This is a genomic window from Noviherbaspirillum humi, from assembly GCF_900188095.1.
Taxonomy (GTDB): domain Bacteria; phylum Pseudomonadota; class Gammaproteobacteria; order Burkholderiales; family Burkholderiaceae_D; genus Noviherbaspirillum; species Noviherbaspirillum humi.
On sequence record NZ_FZOT01000003.1, the window covers coordinates 46875 to 59593 of the forward strand.

Annotated in this window: 13 protein-coding genes and 1 pseudogene; 3 read left to right on the top strand and 11 right to left on the bottom strand. The window is 64.3% G+C overall.

Going from position 1 to position 12719, the window contains the following annotated elements:
• Positions 1 to 78: 78 nt before the first annotated feature.
• The 5 genes and pseudogenes from CHB88_RS26035 to CHB88_RS06715 form a co-directional block, all read right to left on the bottom strand.
• Entirely contained in the window at positions 79 to 423 is a 345-nt protein-coding gene (locus CHB88_RS26035; RefSeq protein WP_483869941.1) for a galactose oxidase early set domain-containing protein, read from the bottom strand.
• Positions 424 to 456: 33 nt separating this feature from the next.
• A pseudogene (locus tag CHB88_RS26040) lies at positions 457 to 729 on the bottom strand (galactose oxidase); the annotation flags it as partial.
• A gap of 10 nt (positions 730 to 739) precedes the next feature.
• Complete coding sequence (locus CHB88_RS06705; RefSeq protein ID WP_089398550.1) at positions 740 to 1573, bottom strand: Kelch repeat-containing protein; 834 nt, start codon at positions 1571 to 1573, stop codon at positions 740 to 742.
• A gap of 356 nt (positions 1574 to 1929) precedes the next feature.
• Positions 1930 to 3435, bottom strand: coding sequence for a cytochrome c peroxidase (locus tag CHB88_RS06710; protein WP_089398551.1), 1506 nt, complete (start codon positions 3433 to 3435; stop codon positions 1930 to 1932).
• 78 nt (positions 3436 to 3513) lie between these two features.
• On the bottom strand, positions 3514 to 3750 hold the full coding sequence (locus tag CHB88_RS06715; protein ID WP_089398552.1) for a hypothetical protein: 237 nt from the start codon (positions 3748 to 3750) through the stop codon (positions 3514 to 3516).
• A gap of 608 nt (positions 3751 to 4358) precedes the next feature.
• On the opposite strand from CHB88_RS06715, the gene CHB88_RS24250 reads away from it, so the two are divergent.
• Positions 4359 to 4940: a Spy/CpxP family protein refolding chaperone gene (locus CHB88_RS24250; RefSeq protein ID WP_143131151.1), complete on the top strand. Its 582-nt coding sequence runs from the start codon at positions 4359 to 4361 to the stop codon at positions 4938 to 4940.
• 131 nt (positions 4941 to 5071) lie between these two features.
• Positions 5072 to 5611 carry a PaaI family thioesterase gene (locus tag CHB88_RS06730; protein ID WP_089398555.1) on the top strand — a complete coding sequence of 180 codons (540 nt, stop codon included), beginning with the start codon at positions 5072 to 5074 and terminating at the stop codon, positions 5609 to 5611.
• A gap of 106 nt (positions 5612 to 5717) precedes the next feature.
• Here CHB88_RS06730 and CHB88_RS06735 read toward each other — a convergent pair whose 3' ends face one another.
• Positions 5718 to 6713 carry a Bug family tripartite tricarboxylate transporter substrate binding protein gene (locus tag CHB88_RS06735; protein WP_089398556.1) on the bottom strand — a complete coding sequence of 332 codons (996 nt, stop codon included), beginning with the start codon at positions 6711 to 6713 and terminating at the stop codon, positions 5718 to 5720.
• A 152-nt stretch (positions 6714 to 6865) separates the two neighbouring features.
• On the bottom strand, positions 6866 to 8011 hold the full coding sequence (locus CHB88_RS06740; protein WP_089398557.1) for an extracellular catalytic domain type 2 short-chain-length polyhydroxyalkanoate depolymerase: 1146 nt from the start codon (positions 8009 to 8011) through the stop codon (positions 6866 to 6868).
• A 297-nt stretch (positions 8012 to 8308) separates the two neighbouring features.
• Here CHB88_RS06740 and CHB88_RS06745 point away from each other — a divergent pair, with 297 nt between their 5' ends.
• Positions 8309 to 8773 carry a YaiI/YqxD family protein gene (locus CHB88_RS06745; protein ID WP_089398835.1) on the top strand — a complete coding sequence of 155 codons (465 nt, stop codon included), beginning with the start codon at positions 8309 to 8311 and terminating at the stop codon, positions 8771 to 8773.
• Between the two features lie 261 nt (positions 8774 to 9034).
• Here the strand turns inward: CHB88_RS06745 and CHB88_RS06750 are convergent, their stop codons facing one another.
• The 4 genes from CHB88_RS06750 to CHB88_RS06765 all read right to left on the bottom strand — a co-directional run bounded on the left by CHB88_RS06750 (position 9035) and on the right by CHB88_RS06765 (position 12621).
• Positions 9035 to 9310 (bottom strand): copper-binding protein, encoded by a 276-nt coding sequence (locus CHB88_RS06750; RefSeq protein WP_245844826.1) that lies wholly within the window; start codon positions 9308 to 9310, stop codon positions 9035 to 9037.
• A 128-nt stretch (positions 9311 to 9438) separates the two neighbouring features.
• The gene (locus tag CHB88_RS06755) at positions 9439 to 10809 is read right to left on the bottom strand and encodes a multicopper oxidase family protein (RefSeq protein ID WP_089398559.1); all 1371 of its coding nucleotides are present in this window, start codon (positions 10807 to 10809) and stop codon (positions 9439 to 9441) included.
• Between the two features lie 16 nt (positions 10810 to 10825).
• On the bottom strand, positions 10826 to 12250 hold the full coding sequence (locus CHB88_RS06760) for a TolC family protein (protein ID WP_089398560.1): 1425 nt from the start codon (positions 12248 to 12250) through the stop codon (positions 10826 to 10828).
• Positions 12250 to 12621, bottom strand: coding sequence for a hypothetical protein (locus CHB88_RS06765; protein ID WP_143131152.1), 372 nt, complete (start codon positions 12619 to 12621; stop codon positions 12250 to 12252). The genes CHB88_RS06760 and CHB88_RS06765 overlap by 1 nt, the downstream gene beginning before the upstream one ends.
• Positions 12622 to 12719: the final 98 nt, after the last annotated feature.

Below are 12719 nucleotides of genomic sequence, written 5' to 3' on the forward strand. Positions count from 1 at the left end.
AACGCTGCACGGCACCGCAAGGCCGCCTGGCGGTGCCGTGCAGCTCTTCCCGACTAATAGAGAAGCGTTCGCCGGGACTCACTGGATCTGGATGATGCGCGCGATCGATGGCACGCCTCGCTCATTGATCAGGAACAGCATGTAATGCCCCGGCGGCGTCAGATTGGGGTCGGCCGGCGCGGTGACATTCAATCCGGTGGCCGTCTTCGTGAACTGCAGATAATTGATGCGCTGGTTCATGTTGAAGGCATGCGTTACCGCGCCGAGCCGGATCCAGGTTGCCTTGACGATGCTGCCGGCGTCAGGCGTTTCCACGAAAAAGCCTTGCCCGTACTGAAGCGTGGCCGGCGCGTTCTTGACAGTCGGACGCGAGCCGGTGAACAGATAGGGAGGCGAATAAATCTCGGCATTGCTGTTGTCCACTCCGTTCAGCGGCGCGGGCTGGCCGCCGCCTGCCGACAAGACCCGGCCGTCCGGCAACAGCAGGGCAGTGGAGTGGTAAAGCCTCGGAATCTTCATGCTTGCCATCTCGGTCCACTTTCCGGTGAGCGGATCCCACATTTCGGCGGCGAGCACGGCGGTAGCGGCATCGTTGAAGCCGGGACCGCTCATGCCCCCGGTTACCAGCACCTTGCCGTCGGCGAGAATGGTCGCATTCAACTGCCTGCGGGCATACTTCATCGGCGACGTCCAGGCCCATTTCGGCTTCGCGTCGTACAGGTTGATGACTTCCGCAGTATTAGTCGGCGGATCGCCTCCCCCCCATCACCAGGACCTTGCCGTCGCCATACATCACGGACGAGCCGTAGTCGCGGGCTTGCATGTCGAAATTCTGCACCGCCACGTCCGTCCATTTGCCATTGCCGCTGGTGTCGAGATAGCGGGTCAGCGGATCGATGCCGGCCATGAACACCTGGCCGTTCGGCGCCAGATGCATGCGGGGATACATGCCGACGTCGTATTGAGCGTTGGTCAGATTGCGCCAGCCGCCGGTGGTCTTCCATACCTGCGGCAGGAGATTGGTGTCCTGCTTGGTCGCATCCATGATGCCGCCGAGCGTGAGGATTTCGCCGTTGGCCAGCATGGTGCTGGTCGGATACCAGCGCGGACCGCTCATGCCTTCGACCTGCTGCCAGGTGTTGGTGCGGTAATCGAAGATATTGGTGTCGGCGGAACCGCCGAAGGCAGTCTCGCCGCCGGTCACCAGCAGACGGCCGTCGGGAAGAAAAGTCTGGCCGCTGCAGAACAGCTTGGTATTGGGATTCGGCAGGTAGACCGGATTGGTCGGCGTCCCGCCGATGGGGACCTCCATCATGTAGACCTCGGCGCTGTTGCCGGCGTTGGGCGAATGGTCGTCGTATCGGGAGGACCAGCTGATCAATCGCGCATCCGGCAGCAGGGTCAGATTCACCGCCACCTGCGGCCATTCATACACCGGCGACCATTCGCCCATGGGCTTGGTCGGCGCGGTCGGTTCGGGCGGCGCGGCTTCCGGCTGGCTGGCCGCTGGCGGCGTGGCAGTGCCGGTCTGCTGCGTCGACTCGGCGCCGGATTGACTGCCGTTGTTCTTCAAGGCGACGGGGGAAGCGGCTTCCGAGCCAGCCGTCGCCGCGCCTCCGCCTCCAATACCGCCTGTGCCGCCCGTACCGCCAGCACCGCCTCCGCCGCCACAGGCGGAAAGGCTCCATGCGACGGCAATCAGCAGGAATGGGTGATGCAAGCAAAACATGGCTTCACGCCGGCGCTTCGCCGGAATTCTTTCTTCCTCATGCTTCATGGCGTTCCCTTTATCGGCAAATTGGCTTTCATCAGAATGAGCTCAGCCGTCCGACGGCAGGGCCGGCTGGAGATGACAAACAATGGAAATCCTCGGCGCCGGTCGAGCGGCTTTCACGCCACTGCAGAACCGCCGCTCACATCGATCAACGCTTACAAGGCTTTCAGAAACGCCGTCAGATCGGCGATTTCCTGCGGCGACAGGTGCATCTGAAACCGCTGGTTGTAAAAGTCCACGACTTCACGCAAATCCTTGGCCGAGCCGTTGTGGAAATAGGGCGGTCTCGCCGCCAGCGCTCTCAGAATCGGCACCTTGAATTTGCCGATGTCGCTCCACCTGCCGCTGGCCAGCGCTGCGCCCGGGTCGGTGGTTTCCAGCACCTCGCCGGTGGTCTTGTTCTTCAATGTGTACAGGGGCAGATCCGCGGTCCGGCGCGCGCCATCCGACACGCCTATGTCCAGCAGCAGCGGCACCGAATGGCTGCCCGCCTCGGGCGCGCTGTGGCAGGTGGCGCATGATCCCCTGACCAGCGTGCCGGGCAAGCCCTTGACGCCGCCGATCGACATCTCGCGCTGGTTGAACAGCGCCTGACCGCGCGCGATGGCGAGCCGTGCGCCAGCCACCCTGGCTGCGTCCTCGGGCGCCACGTCGGCATCGACCGGCGGATTGGCGAGGGCCCATCCGCTGTAAAGGCTCATCACCTTGTCGGTGAATGGCGCCCGGGTGCGGTAGTCGCCATCCACCAGATCGTTGATGCCGAAATAATAGGCAACGCCGGCAAGCGCGAGCGGACCGCCGCGCCCGCCGATTCCGGCCAGGTTGCGGGCGCCGGCATCAAACACCTGGGCCGTGAACAGGCCGGACTCGAAGGCAACGATGGCAGCCTGATCTGCCGCGCTGAGTTCGGCGCCGGCCTGCGCATGTCCCAGGGCGGCGTTGTTGGCTTGCAGCGCGAGATCGACCGCAGGCCCGGCATAGCAGCGGGCGGCGTTCAACATGCATTGCGCCGAGTCCGGTGCGAGATGGGTTTCCCGTCCATCCCACATGACGGTCGATTGGAAACTCAGGTTGGTGGAGGGCAGCGGCCGGCGGAACAGGGACAGCTCCTTGTCGCCGGCGAAGCGATAGGGGTCGTCCACGCCGGCGAGCTCGAAGTCGGCAGCGGCCGGCACTTTCATGCCGATGCGGATCAGCCCTTTTTCGAGCAGCAGGCGATAGGCAAGGCGGCGCGCCTCGTCGCTCGATACATCCGCCTGCGGAGAGGTGGCGCCGTCGAGCGGCAGGAACAGCGGATCGGCGCCGTTCGACGCGAGATACCTGGCTTGCACGCTGGCGGGCGTAAGCGACCAGCCATCCCTGGCGTCATGGCAGCTTGCGCAGCTGCGGCCATTGCCGATCGGCTTGAAGAACGGATTGGCCGAATCGATGAATCCGGCTCTGGAGTACGTTCCATGACTGCCGCTGGCATTGGCGCTCACCAGCACGAACGGCGCAGCCGCCTTTTCGGCAGGATCGCCGGTGCTCGCCGCGGAGGCGGTGCCGGACGTCCTGGCCGGCACCTCCTGCGTTGCCGATCCGCCGCCGCAGGCGGACAGCAGCAGGCAAAGCATACTTATAGCGGCACGCATCAGCGGCCGCGCATTCGGGCTCGTGGTCATCGGTCGTTATTCGCGTTGATTTGAAATGCGCTGGAGCGGCCCGTCAGTCGGGCGGCCATGCCTCGATTCAGCCCTAGATCAATGCCCGCCCGTATAAGGCAGGAAGGCGCAATTCACCTTGCCGGCCGGGGTCTTGACGCAAAACCGGGGGCGCTCTGCCTCACCGGTCTTGGCGGCGCCTGCCTTCACGCCTTGCGCTTGCGTGCCCGCTCGATGCGCCTCTCCAGGCAGTGCGGTCAGCTGAGTCCCAGGGCCGAGTTGATGAGCAAATGCGGCGTTCGCAGTGAAGGCAATCATGAATGCAAGATGACGCATGCTTACTCCTGTTTCGATGAGCGCTGGCGTGACGGCGGTGATGCAGCTGTTCTGTAACCTTTGGTTAAATAGATTATCGATATGCAATTGATGACTATATTGATGGCCGTCATCTTGAATACGGGAACATCGCGACCAGTCAAGGTTGCTTGATCGCGCTCATGAGAAAACATGGAACCAATGCGGGCGGCAAGGTTCGCCCGGCCAGAAGCAGCCCCAGACGTCTACATTTCGTCGATGGAGCGTGAGGGAAGCAGCCTCTGAATCGGTCGTGATGTGAAAATCACCACCCGCCAGCAGAGGCATGGCAGCCGCGCGAGCACGTTGACAAAATGAATTACTCGATTTGCCAACAGAAATCGAAAATTCCGTGTGGCGCCACTTCGTAAGAAGCGTAACCGCATGTAATAGCAGCACGGAAATGTCGCTTTCCTGCAATACATTTGCTCCTGACATTCCCGCCGCAACCGCCCGGGCAGCGTACCCGGGTTGACGGGCAATGCATGGCCGCATGCGCAGTCGGCCACCCTTATAGCGTTAACCCGTCAGGGAGCCTTATCGGACTTCAACGCATCCTGGTTTCATCGCTTAGCATCAGGGAGGTATCAATGAAGCGATCACACTCATCCACTCTCCACCGCAGCATCCTGGCCACGGCGTTGCTTGCCCTCTCGGCCGTACCCGTATCGATCGCCGTCCACAAGGCGGGCGCGCCGGCAAAGGCAAACGAGCCCGCCATCGCCATCGCGGCAGCGCCCCATGCGCCAGCTGCGGCGAATATTCCGGCGGCGACCCAAGTCGCATCGTCTTCGCTGTCGGGAGATGAAGCCCCGCCACCCGCACGGAGCAGTGCCGCCATGCATCCGGTGTTCCGCGCGCTGCATGTCTCCGATATGCAGCGGGAGCAGATACAAAACATCGGCCGCAACCAGGCGGCGCGCTTGAATGATCTGTACCGGACGCTTGCTTCGGCAAAGACGGCGCTCGCTGCGCTGACTCGGAACGGCCAATTCCACGACACGCAGGCCAAGCCCCATACCGACAGGCTCGGCGCCGCCATGGCGGAGATCGCCCTCGTCAGGGCAAGAAGCGAGAGCGAAGTGATCGCCTTGCTGACGCCGCAGCAGCGGCAGCGGCTCGACCAGCTGCGCCGGCAGGGGACCCTCGATCCGGCCACGTCGATCGAATAGGTGCGCGCTGCGGCGGCTTGCCGCTTCGCTCAGCATTTCCCAAGCGGCTGTCCGGCAGCGGCATCGCGGCAGCTGCTACACTCCGGATGCAAAATCAACCACGCCTCATCAGCCGCCAAAGGAGATGTCGAATGAATGCAGAAGAGACCCTCGCCCAGTGGAATGCGGAACTCGATACCGTCCAGCGGCGCGTTCGGGCGCGCCAGGACAAGCCCGGCGTGGCAACGCGGGAGAGCGTCGCCGGCAAGACGGGTCTGGAAATCATTCAGGGCATCCTCGACGGCGAGCTGCCCTTTCCACCCATCTCGGAAACCCTGAGCTTCTGGCTGGTCCATGCGACCCAGGGCCAGGCGATTTTCCAGGGAACGCCGCAGGTCAAGCATTACAATCCGCTCGGCACGGTGCACGGCGGCTGGTATGCAACCCTGCTCGATTCGGCGCTGGGGTGCGCGGTGCAAACCATGCTGCCGCAGGGACAGGCGTACACGACGGTGGAGTTGAGCGTCAATGTCGTGCGCGCCGCCACGGAGAAAACCGGTCCGCTCCGGGCGATCGGCAATGTGATCCATTGCGGGCGCCAGATGGCGACCGCCGAAGCGCGCATCGTCGGCCCGGACGGCACGCTATACGCGCACGGCACCACCACTTGCCTCGTGTTCCAGGCGCGTTAAGCGGAATCAGTCACGCGAAAGCCGCTTCGGCGCGCGGGCATGCAGCGCCGCGTGCGGCATTCGCGGCACGATGCGGCGCGCATCCATGGTGAAGCCTCCCGCGCCGTCAGTCCAGCCTGATGCCGCGCGCCTTCACGAGCTTGCCCCAGCGCTCGATCTCGCTACCGATCAGCGCCCCAAATTCCTCCGGCGTGCCGCTGGCCGGCTTCAATCCATCGGATTCCAGCTGGGTCTCCATGTTGGCGCCGTTGAGCGATTCATTGATCGCCTTGTTGAGCTTGGCCACGATGTCAGCCGGTATCCCCTTGGGACCGATAATGCCGTGCCAGTTCGTCACCTCGTAAGTCGGAAAACCGGCTTCCTTTACCGTGGGCACATTGGGCAGGGCGGGCAGGCGCGACGGGGTGGAGACGGCCAGCGCCTTCAGCTGGCCAGACTTGACGAAGGGGAGGGTCGACGCCGGCGTGCCGAACACGACCTGGGTCTGCCCGGCTATCGTGTCGGTCAGCGCGGGCGCCGTGCCCTTGTAGGGAACATGAGACATCTCGATGCTGGCGGTGGCCAGGAAATACTCGGACACGATATGGGTGATGCTGCCATTGCCCGCCGACGCATAGAAGATCTTGTTCGGCTCCTTCTTCGCGGCCGCCACGAGATCCTTGAGCGAATTCACCGGCAACTGCGGATTGACCGCGATGATGAAAGGCCCGCGCGCCAGCTGCGCGATCGGCGTCATGTCCTTGACCGGATCGAAGCCGAGCTTGTAGAGGCTCGCATTGACGGTATAGCTCGCCGCCGCGAGGAACAGGGTATAGCCATCGCCTGGCGACTTGAGCGCAACCTCGGCGCCGAGGTTGCCGCCCGCGCCCGGCCGGTTCTCGACGATGACCGGTTGGCCCAGCTTGTCCTGCAGCCGCTTGGCCACGATGCGGGCGATGAAGTCGGACCCGCCGCCTGGCGCGAAGCCGACCACCAGCTTGATCGGCTTATTCGGGTAGGCGGTTGCCTGCGCGTGAGCGGCAGTGCCGGAGAAGATCAGCGATGCGCCTGCCAGAACCGCGAGCAGGCGGCGACGATGAAGGCTGGGGGCGGCTTTCGGCATGGTGTCTCCTTGTCGTGGTGTTTTCATTCGAAGACCTTGATTGCCATCTGCGGCGGCGACTCCGGCCGGGACGCCTGCCTGGCACCAGGATGCCAACGATCCTAGCATGGGGTTGGCGCGCCGGCTCGAGCCGAAGCGAACGGCTCCGAACGCTACGGCCGTCCGGTCACCCGCTGCACCATGGCGTAAAGCACCGACATCTGCAAGCCGCTCTTGAGGGCATAGTTCGGATCGACCTGGTTGGAGTAGCCCCACCAATCGAAGCATGCGTTCGGATTGGTCGGACCCGGGGCGGAGGAGGCTATCGTGTCGGGGTACACGACGACGAGCTGGTTCGTGTCGGCCCATTCATTGATGCCAGCCTCGGTGACCCAGCGATTGCCGATGCGTGCCGCCTCCTGCTTGCAGCCATGGAGCGCAAGCACGAAGCCGCAGGTTTTCCCTTGCTCGCAGGCCTTGGGAACAAAAACGCTTCCCGTCGAACTCATCGACACGTTGGGCGAGGCGCCGAACTCGGTTTGGTCGAATGCGTAAAGCGTTCCGTTCAGCTTGCCGTTGTTTCGCGGATTCAGCTTTCCGAGAAACATCGTCAGCCAAGTCTTGACCGAATCATAGGATGCGCCGTTGAGCAGGCAATTCACCATGAAGGGACTGTCGAGGGTGCCGCAGGAAAGTTCGCCGTTGGGCGACTCCCAGCCATGCGCGGCCGGGAAGGTGTTATCGAAGTGAACCTTGGCGCCGTAGTGTTTGTACTCCGTGTTGAGATCGGCCATCTCCAGCGGATTGACCACCGTGTCCTGGGTGCCGGACCAGAGGTAGACAGGCTGGCCGCGCAGGTTCGACGACGGGTCGATCGTTCCCAGGGAGGACTGCATGTCGAGGTAGGCCTCGGATGCCGCCAGCGTGCTGTTATAGGAGGCTTGGTTCGTCGGCAGCGTCTGGCCGCCGCAGTTCAACAGCGCCGTCGCAGCGCCGCCAGCGCCGGCGCACCAGTAGACGCCCCCCGCGTAGATCGCAGCGCCCCTGAAGGTCGCCGAGTGAGCCATATGCATTTGCACCGCCGCGAAGCCGCCGGAGGAAATGCCGGCGACGAAGATCTTCGCCGGATCGATCTGATAGCGCTTGAGCTTTATGGTCGCGGGGTTGGCCGAAGTGGCGGCCAGCATCGTTGCCTGCGAGGAAGCCGGAGTGGCACTCGCGGCCATGCTGACCGCGCCATCTCCGCCACCGCATCCAGCCAGACCAATGGCCAGAACCGTTGACAACGCCCACCGTGAAGCCAGCCTGATTGCAGTCATGTCGCTTCCTCACCGAATCGGAACGACAAAATAGTACCTCGACCTTCTTACGGCTTCATTGTGCGGACGCAGGATTGATTTGCCCGTACGAGTAAAGCAGCGCACGCGGCTCGTCCGTGATGACCGGCCCCTGTCGAGAACCGCCTCGAGGCAGAGCGGGGGCCAGCGACAAGGCGGACCGGCATGGTGAAGCGAGTGAAGACGGGTTCGGCGACCGCGTATGTGGGGCAGCAGCTGTCGAATCGGTGCGGCCAGGCGGCTACAATGGGGCATTCCACCGATTTCAAGCGACTTGCCATGCACATCTGGGTCGACGCCGACGCCTGTCCGGCCGTCATCAAAGACATCCTTTTCCGCGTGGCCGAACGGCTACAGCTCGACGTCACGCTGGTCGCGAACCGGCTGATGCGCGTGCCCGGCTCGCGCTTCATCCGCGCGCTGCAGGTTCCGGCGGGCGCCGACGCGGCCGACGCCGAAATCGTCGCGCGCGTCGCCTCCGGCGACATCGTGGTGACCGGCGACATTCCGCTGGCTGCGCAGGTGCTGGAAAAGGGCGGGCTGCCGCTCAATCCGCGCGGCGAGTGGTACACCAGCGACACCATCGCGCAGCAGCTGACGATGCGGGCCTTCATGGATGAGCTGCGCGGCAGCGGCGTGGACACGGGCGGTCCGGCTGCCTTCAGCCAGGCCGATCGACAGCGGTTCGCCAATGCGCTCGACCGTGAATTGGCACGGCGAAATAACCGGGCGGAGCCCCGTTAAGCGGTCGATGGCAGACTGGGCGGGCGTGGCGAAAATCGAGACATTCTGATTTGGCTAGATCGAGACATTCTAATTCGGGCTCTACATTGAATTTACGCATAACTTGGATTATGTAAAACGGTGCCCCCCCACATTTCTTCCGTAACCCCTAGAGGTCCAAACAATGGCGCATTCCGCGCCAATGCAACCATGACCGGCGGCGCCGTCCGGCCCCTTCACCGGCCTGCGGCGATTTGCTCGCGAATTATCCCGTCCCGATCATCACTCCTGCCTTTCGAGACGGGTGACCGTGAGTTGGCCATTCGGCTTTTCGGCGACGAAGTTGATTTTGTCGCCGGGCTTGACCTGCTCCAGCATGGCGGGATCCTTGACGCGGAACACCATCGTCATCGCATCCATGCCGATATTCTTCAGCGGGCCATGCTTGATGGTGAGCCTGCCTGCGCTCCGGTCAATCCTGATCACCTCGCCTTGCGACATCGCTTCGGATGGCGCGGCGGTTCCGGCCTGCGGGGTTTGCGCATGGAGGTGCGGCATGGACGACAGGAGCGCGGATGCCGCGAACATCGCCTTGACAAGGGATTTCATGAGGTTCCTTTCTTGTTTCATGTCGTGGACTTAGCCAACACCGGTCAGGCGCAAACTTTTGCATCGCGCCCGCCATATCAATGATGATCGTGGCCCTGCGGCCTGCGAGCCTTCAGTTCGACGCCGGGCTTGGCCGCATCATCGCCGGGAGCCTTGGACGCGGCCGGCGCCTCGCCGGTCCATTCATAGGCCACCGTGCCTTTCGGATGCCGGTACCAGCCGGGGTCGCTGTAGTCGCCCGGCTTCTGGTCGCGGCGCACCTTGATCAGCGTCATCATGCCGCCCATTTCGATGCCGCCGAAGGGCCCGTCGCCGCTCATCATCGGCAAGGTGTTTTCCGGCAGCGGCATCTCCATGCCGCCCATCGAACCGCCCTTCTCGCCCATCGCCATGTAATCCGGAATGAGCTTGTTGATCTTCTCGGCGATGCCCTGCTGGCTCACGCCTATCATGGTTGGCACGTTGTGGCCCATGGCGTTCATCGTATGGTGCGATTTGTGGCAGTGGAAGGCCCAGTCGCCCGGTTCGTCGGCGACGAATTCCAGCGCCCGCATCTGGCCGACGCCGATATCCGCCACCACTTCCGGCCAGCGCGCCTCCGGCCGGATCCATCCGCCATCGGTGCCGGCCACGACGAACTCATGTCCATGGATGTGCATCGGGTGATTGGTCATGGTGAGGTTGCCTATGCGCATGCGCACCTTGTCGCCCTGGCGCACGTTCATGCTGTCCACGCCGGGGAAGACCCGGCTGTTCATGGTCCACAGGTTGAAGTCGAGCATGGTGTTCACCTTCGGCACGAAGCTGCCCGGCTCGATGTCGTAGGCGGCGAGCAGGAGCACGAAGTCGCGGTCCACCCGCATGACGTCCGGGTTCTTCGGATGCGTCACCCAGGAACCCATCATCCCCATGGCCATCTGCACCATCTCGTCCCCATGCGGGTGGTACATGAAGGTGCCGGCGCGCTTCGCCACGAATTCGTAGACGAAGGTCTTGCCGGGCGGGATGCCCGGCTGGGTCAGCCCGGTGACGCCATCCATGCCGTTTGGCAGGCGCTGGCCGTGCCAGTGGATGCTGGTGTTCTCGGGAAGCCGGTTGGTGACGAAGATGCGCACCTGGTCGCCCTCCACCACTTCGATGGTCGGTCCCGGCGATTGGCCGTTATAGCCCCACAGGTTGGCCTTCATGCCGGGCGCGATTTCGCGCACCACCGGCTCGGCCACCAGGTGGAACTCCTTGACGCCGCGGTTCATGCGCCACGGCAGCGACCAGCCGTTGAGGGTGACCACCGGGTTATAGGGCCGGCCGGTATTGGGCGCCAGCGGCGCCTGGGTGCCGGGCCCGGTGGCCACGACCGCCTCGGGCAGGGACGCTGCGCCGACGCGGCTCACCAGCCCGGCGCCCACCATGGCAGCGGCGCCGGCAAAGAAATTTCGTCGAGAGACCATGTTGTTTTCCTCGTTCCTAATGTGCTTGCGCAGTCGGCTCGCTCGATGCCGCCGGGCTGCGTAACGGTGTGCTTGCGCCGCCGCTGCCATTGATGGCGGCCTGCAGGTCGGTTTCGGCGATCCAGAAATCCCGCTGCGCGTCGATGGCGCGATTGACCGCGCTCACCTGATCGCGGGCGTCGGCCAGCAGTTCGAACACGCTGGCGAGCATGCCGTTATAACGCAGCAGCACTTCATCCGAAATCTTTTTTCGCAGCGGCACCACTTCGTCGCGGTAGTGCCTGGCGACGTCGTAGCCGGTGCGGTAGGCCGAATAGGCTTCCCGCACTTCGGAGCGGGCGCGGATGGCGATGTCGGCGGTGCGCTGCACGGCCTGCATGTAGAGCGCCTCGGCCCGCGCGACGCGGGCGCCGCCCCAGTCGAACAGCGGCAGCTCGAGCGACACTTCGTAGCCGTTGGCGCGCGGCGCGTCGCTGGTGCTCTTGTTGGCATAGCCGGCTTCGAACACGTCGATGAAGCGGGTGGCGCGGCTCAGGCCAAGCGCGCTGGCAGTCGCCTGCGCCCCTTGGCGCGCCATCTGCACGTCGAGCCGCTGCGCCATGGCCTGGGCTTCGACCTGGCTGCTTTCACTCGGCGCCTTGGGCAGATCGGGCAGCCGCTCGGGCAACTGGTAGCCGGCATCGGCGCCCCACAACCCCAGCAGGCGGGTGAGCTGTTCGCGGGCAGCGGTGGCATTGTGCCGGCTGCGCGCCAGCTGTGCGACGGCATCTGCATGGAAGGCCTGTTCCCGCGCCTGGTCGAGCTTGCTTCGGTTGCCGCTCTTCGCCATCCGTTGCGCCAGTTCCGACGTCGCCTCGGCGGCCTCCGCCACCTGCTGCGCATACCGGGCCGCCTGCTGGGCGGCGACGGCATTGAAATAGGCCCGGCGCGTGGCGGCAGCCAGCGCAACCGCCTGCGAGGCGGCGAACAGCTTGGCCTGCTCGAAGCGGCGTTGTTCGATGCCCCGTCGTACCGGCATGGTGAGCAGGCCGACAAGGTCGAACATCACGCTGCGGTCGATCTCGATCTCATTGCCGCCGCGGATGTGGCCGAAGGAAAAGCCGGGATTGCGCAGCCGGCCGGCCTGTACCAGGCTGGCTTCGGCAATGCCCAGTTCGGCGAAGGAAGCTTGCAGGCCCTTGTTGTTCAACAGGGCGATCCGCACCGCCGAATCGGGCATCAGCGGTTCGGCCAGCAGAGCGAAAAGCGTCTCCCGGCTGACCGCAGAAGCCTCCGCCGCGCCGTCGCGCTGAACGGCTTGGCCGGTGCGCTGCCTGGTCAGTTCGGAGACGTCGTCCATGCCGCCATCGGCCGAAAAGCTTGCACAGCCGGCCAGCAGCGTGGCCGAGATGGCGATGAAAAGACGTTTCGCCCGTAGCGCTGATGATGGAAAGCGCATCATCATTTTCCTTCAGGGCGGTGGCGATGGCGGCCGTGATGGCCGGCGTCACCCGGTTGGCTGGCATGGGGATTCGCCTGCGCCGGCGCAGCCTTGACTGCTTCAGCACCGCCATTGCCGCCCTGCACCGCGTGTTCAGCATGGCCGCCCTGCTCGCCGGCCGCAGCGATGGCCGCATTGGCGGCGCGCCATGCGGCATCGGGCGCCGTCGGCTCATGGGCAGCGGTTCGATAGCCGCTGAGTACGGAGGCGTAAGCGACCGGCGGCACCGGGGCGCTGGGGTCGGATGGATCAAACAGTTGCTTCTGTTCGGCGGAGCAAGCCGGCGGCAAGCTCGCCACGGCAAACACCGCCAGCCATTTGGAAAGGGACATGATTTCCTCGCAATCGATGAATGGGGCATGCGAAGGCACGCACTGCGGCAAGCCTTGCAGCGCCGGCGCGATAGGCCGTTCGCCGCAAGCCCTGCGTC

What these genes read in the sequence shown, in the direction of transcription:
- CHB88_RS06710 (WP_089398551.1), bottom strand. Translation starts at nt 3,435, where the DNA reads ATGACCACGAGCCCGAATGCGCGGCCGCTGATGCGTGCCGCTATAAGT.
- CHB88_RS06715 (WP_089398552.1), bottom strand. Translation starts at nt 3,750, where the DNA reads ATGCGTCATCTTGCATTCATGATTGCCTTCACTGCGAACGCCGCATTT.
- CHB88_RS24250 (WP_143131151.1), top strand. Translation starts at nt 4,359, where the DNA reads ATGAAGCGATCACACTCATCCACTCTCCACCGCAGCATCCTGGCCACG.
- CHB88_RS06730 (WP_089398555.1), top strand. Translation starts at nt 5,072, where the DNA reads ATGAATGCAGAAGAGACCCTCGCCCAGTGGAATGCGGAACTCGATACC.
- CHB88_RS06735 (WP_089398556.1), bottom strand. Translation starts at nt 6,713, where the DNA reads ATGCCGAAAGCCGCCCCCAGCCTTCATCGTCGCCGCCTGCTCGCGGTT.
- CHB88_RS06740 (WP_089398557.1), bottom strand. Translation starts at nt 8,011, where the DNA reads ATGACTGCAATCAGGCTGGCTTCACGGTGGGCGTTGTCAACGGTTCTG.
- CHB88_RS06745 (WP_089398835.1), top strand. Translation starts at nt 8,309, where the DNA reads ATGCACATCTGGGTCGACGCCGACGCCTGTCCGGCCGTCATCAAAGAC.
- CHB88_RS06750 (WP_245844826.1), bottom strand. Translation starts at nt 9,310, where the DNA reads ATGCCGCACCTCCATGCGCAAACCCCGCAGGCCGGAACCGCCGCGCCA.
- CHB88_RS06755 (WP_089398559.1), bottom strand. Translation starts at nt 10,809, where the DNA reads ATGGTCTCTCGACGAAATTTCTTTGCCGGCGCCGCTGCCATGGTGGGC.
- CHB88_RS06760 (WP_089398560.1), bottom strand. Translation starts at nt 12,250, where the DNA reads ATGATGCGCTTTCCATCATCAGCGCTACGGGCGAAACGTCTTTTCATC.
- CHB88_RS06765 (WP_143131152.1), bottom strand. Translation starts at nt 12,621, where the DNA reads ATGTCCCTTTCCAAATGGCTGGCGGTGTTTGCCGTGGCGAGCTTGCCG.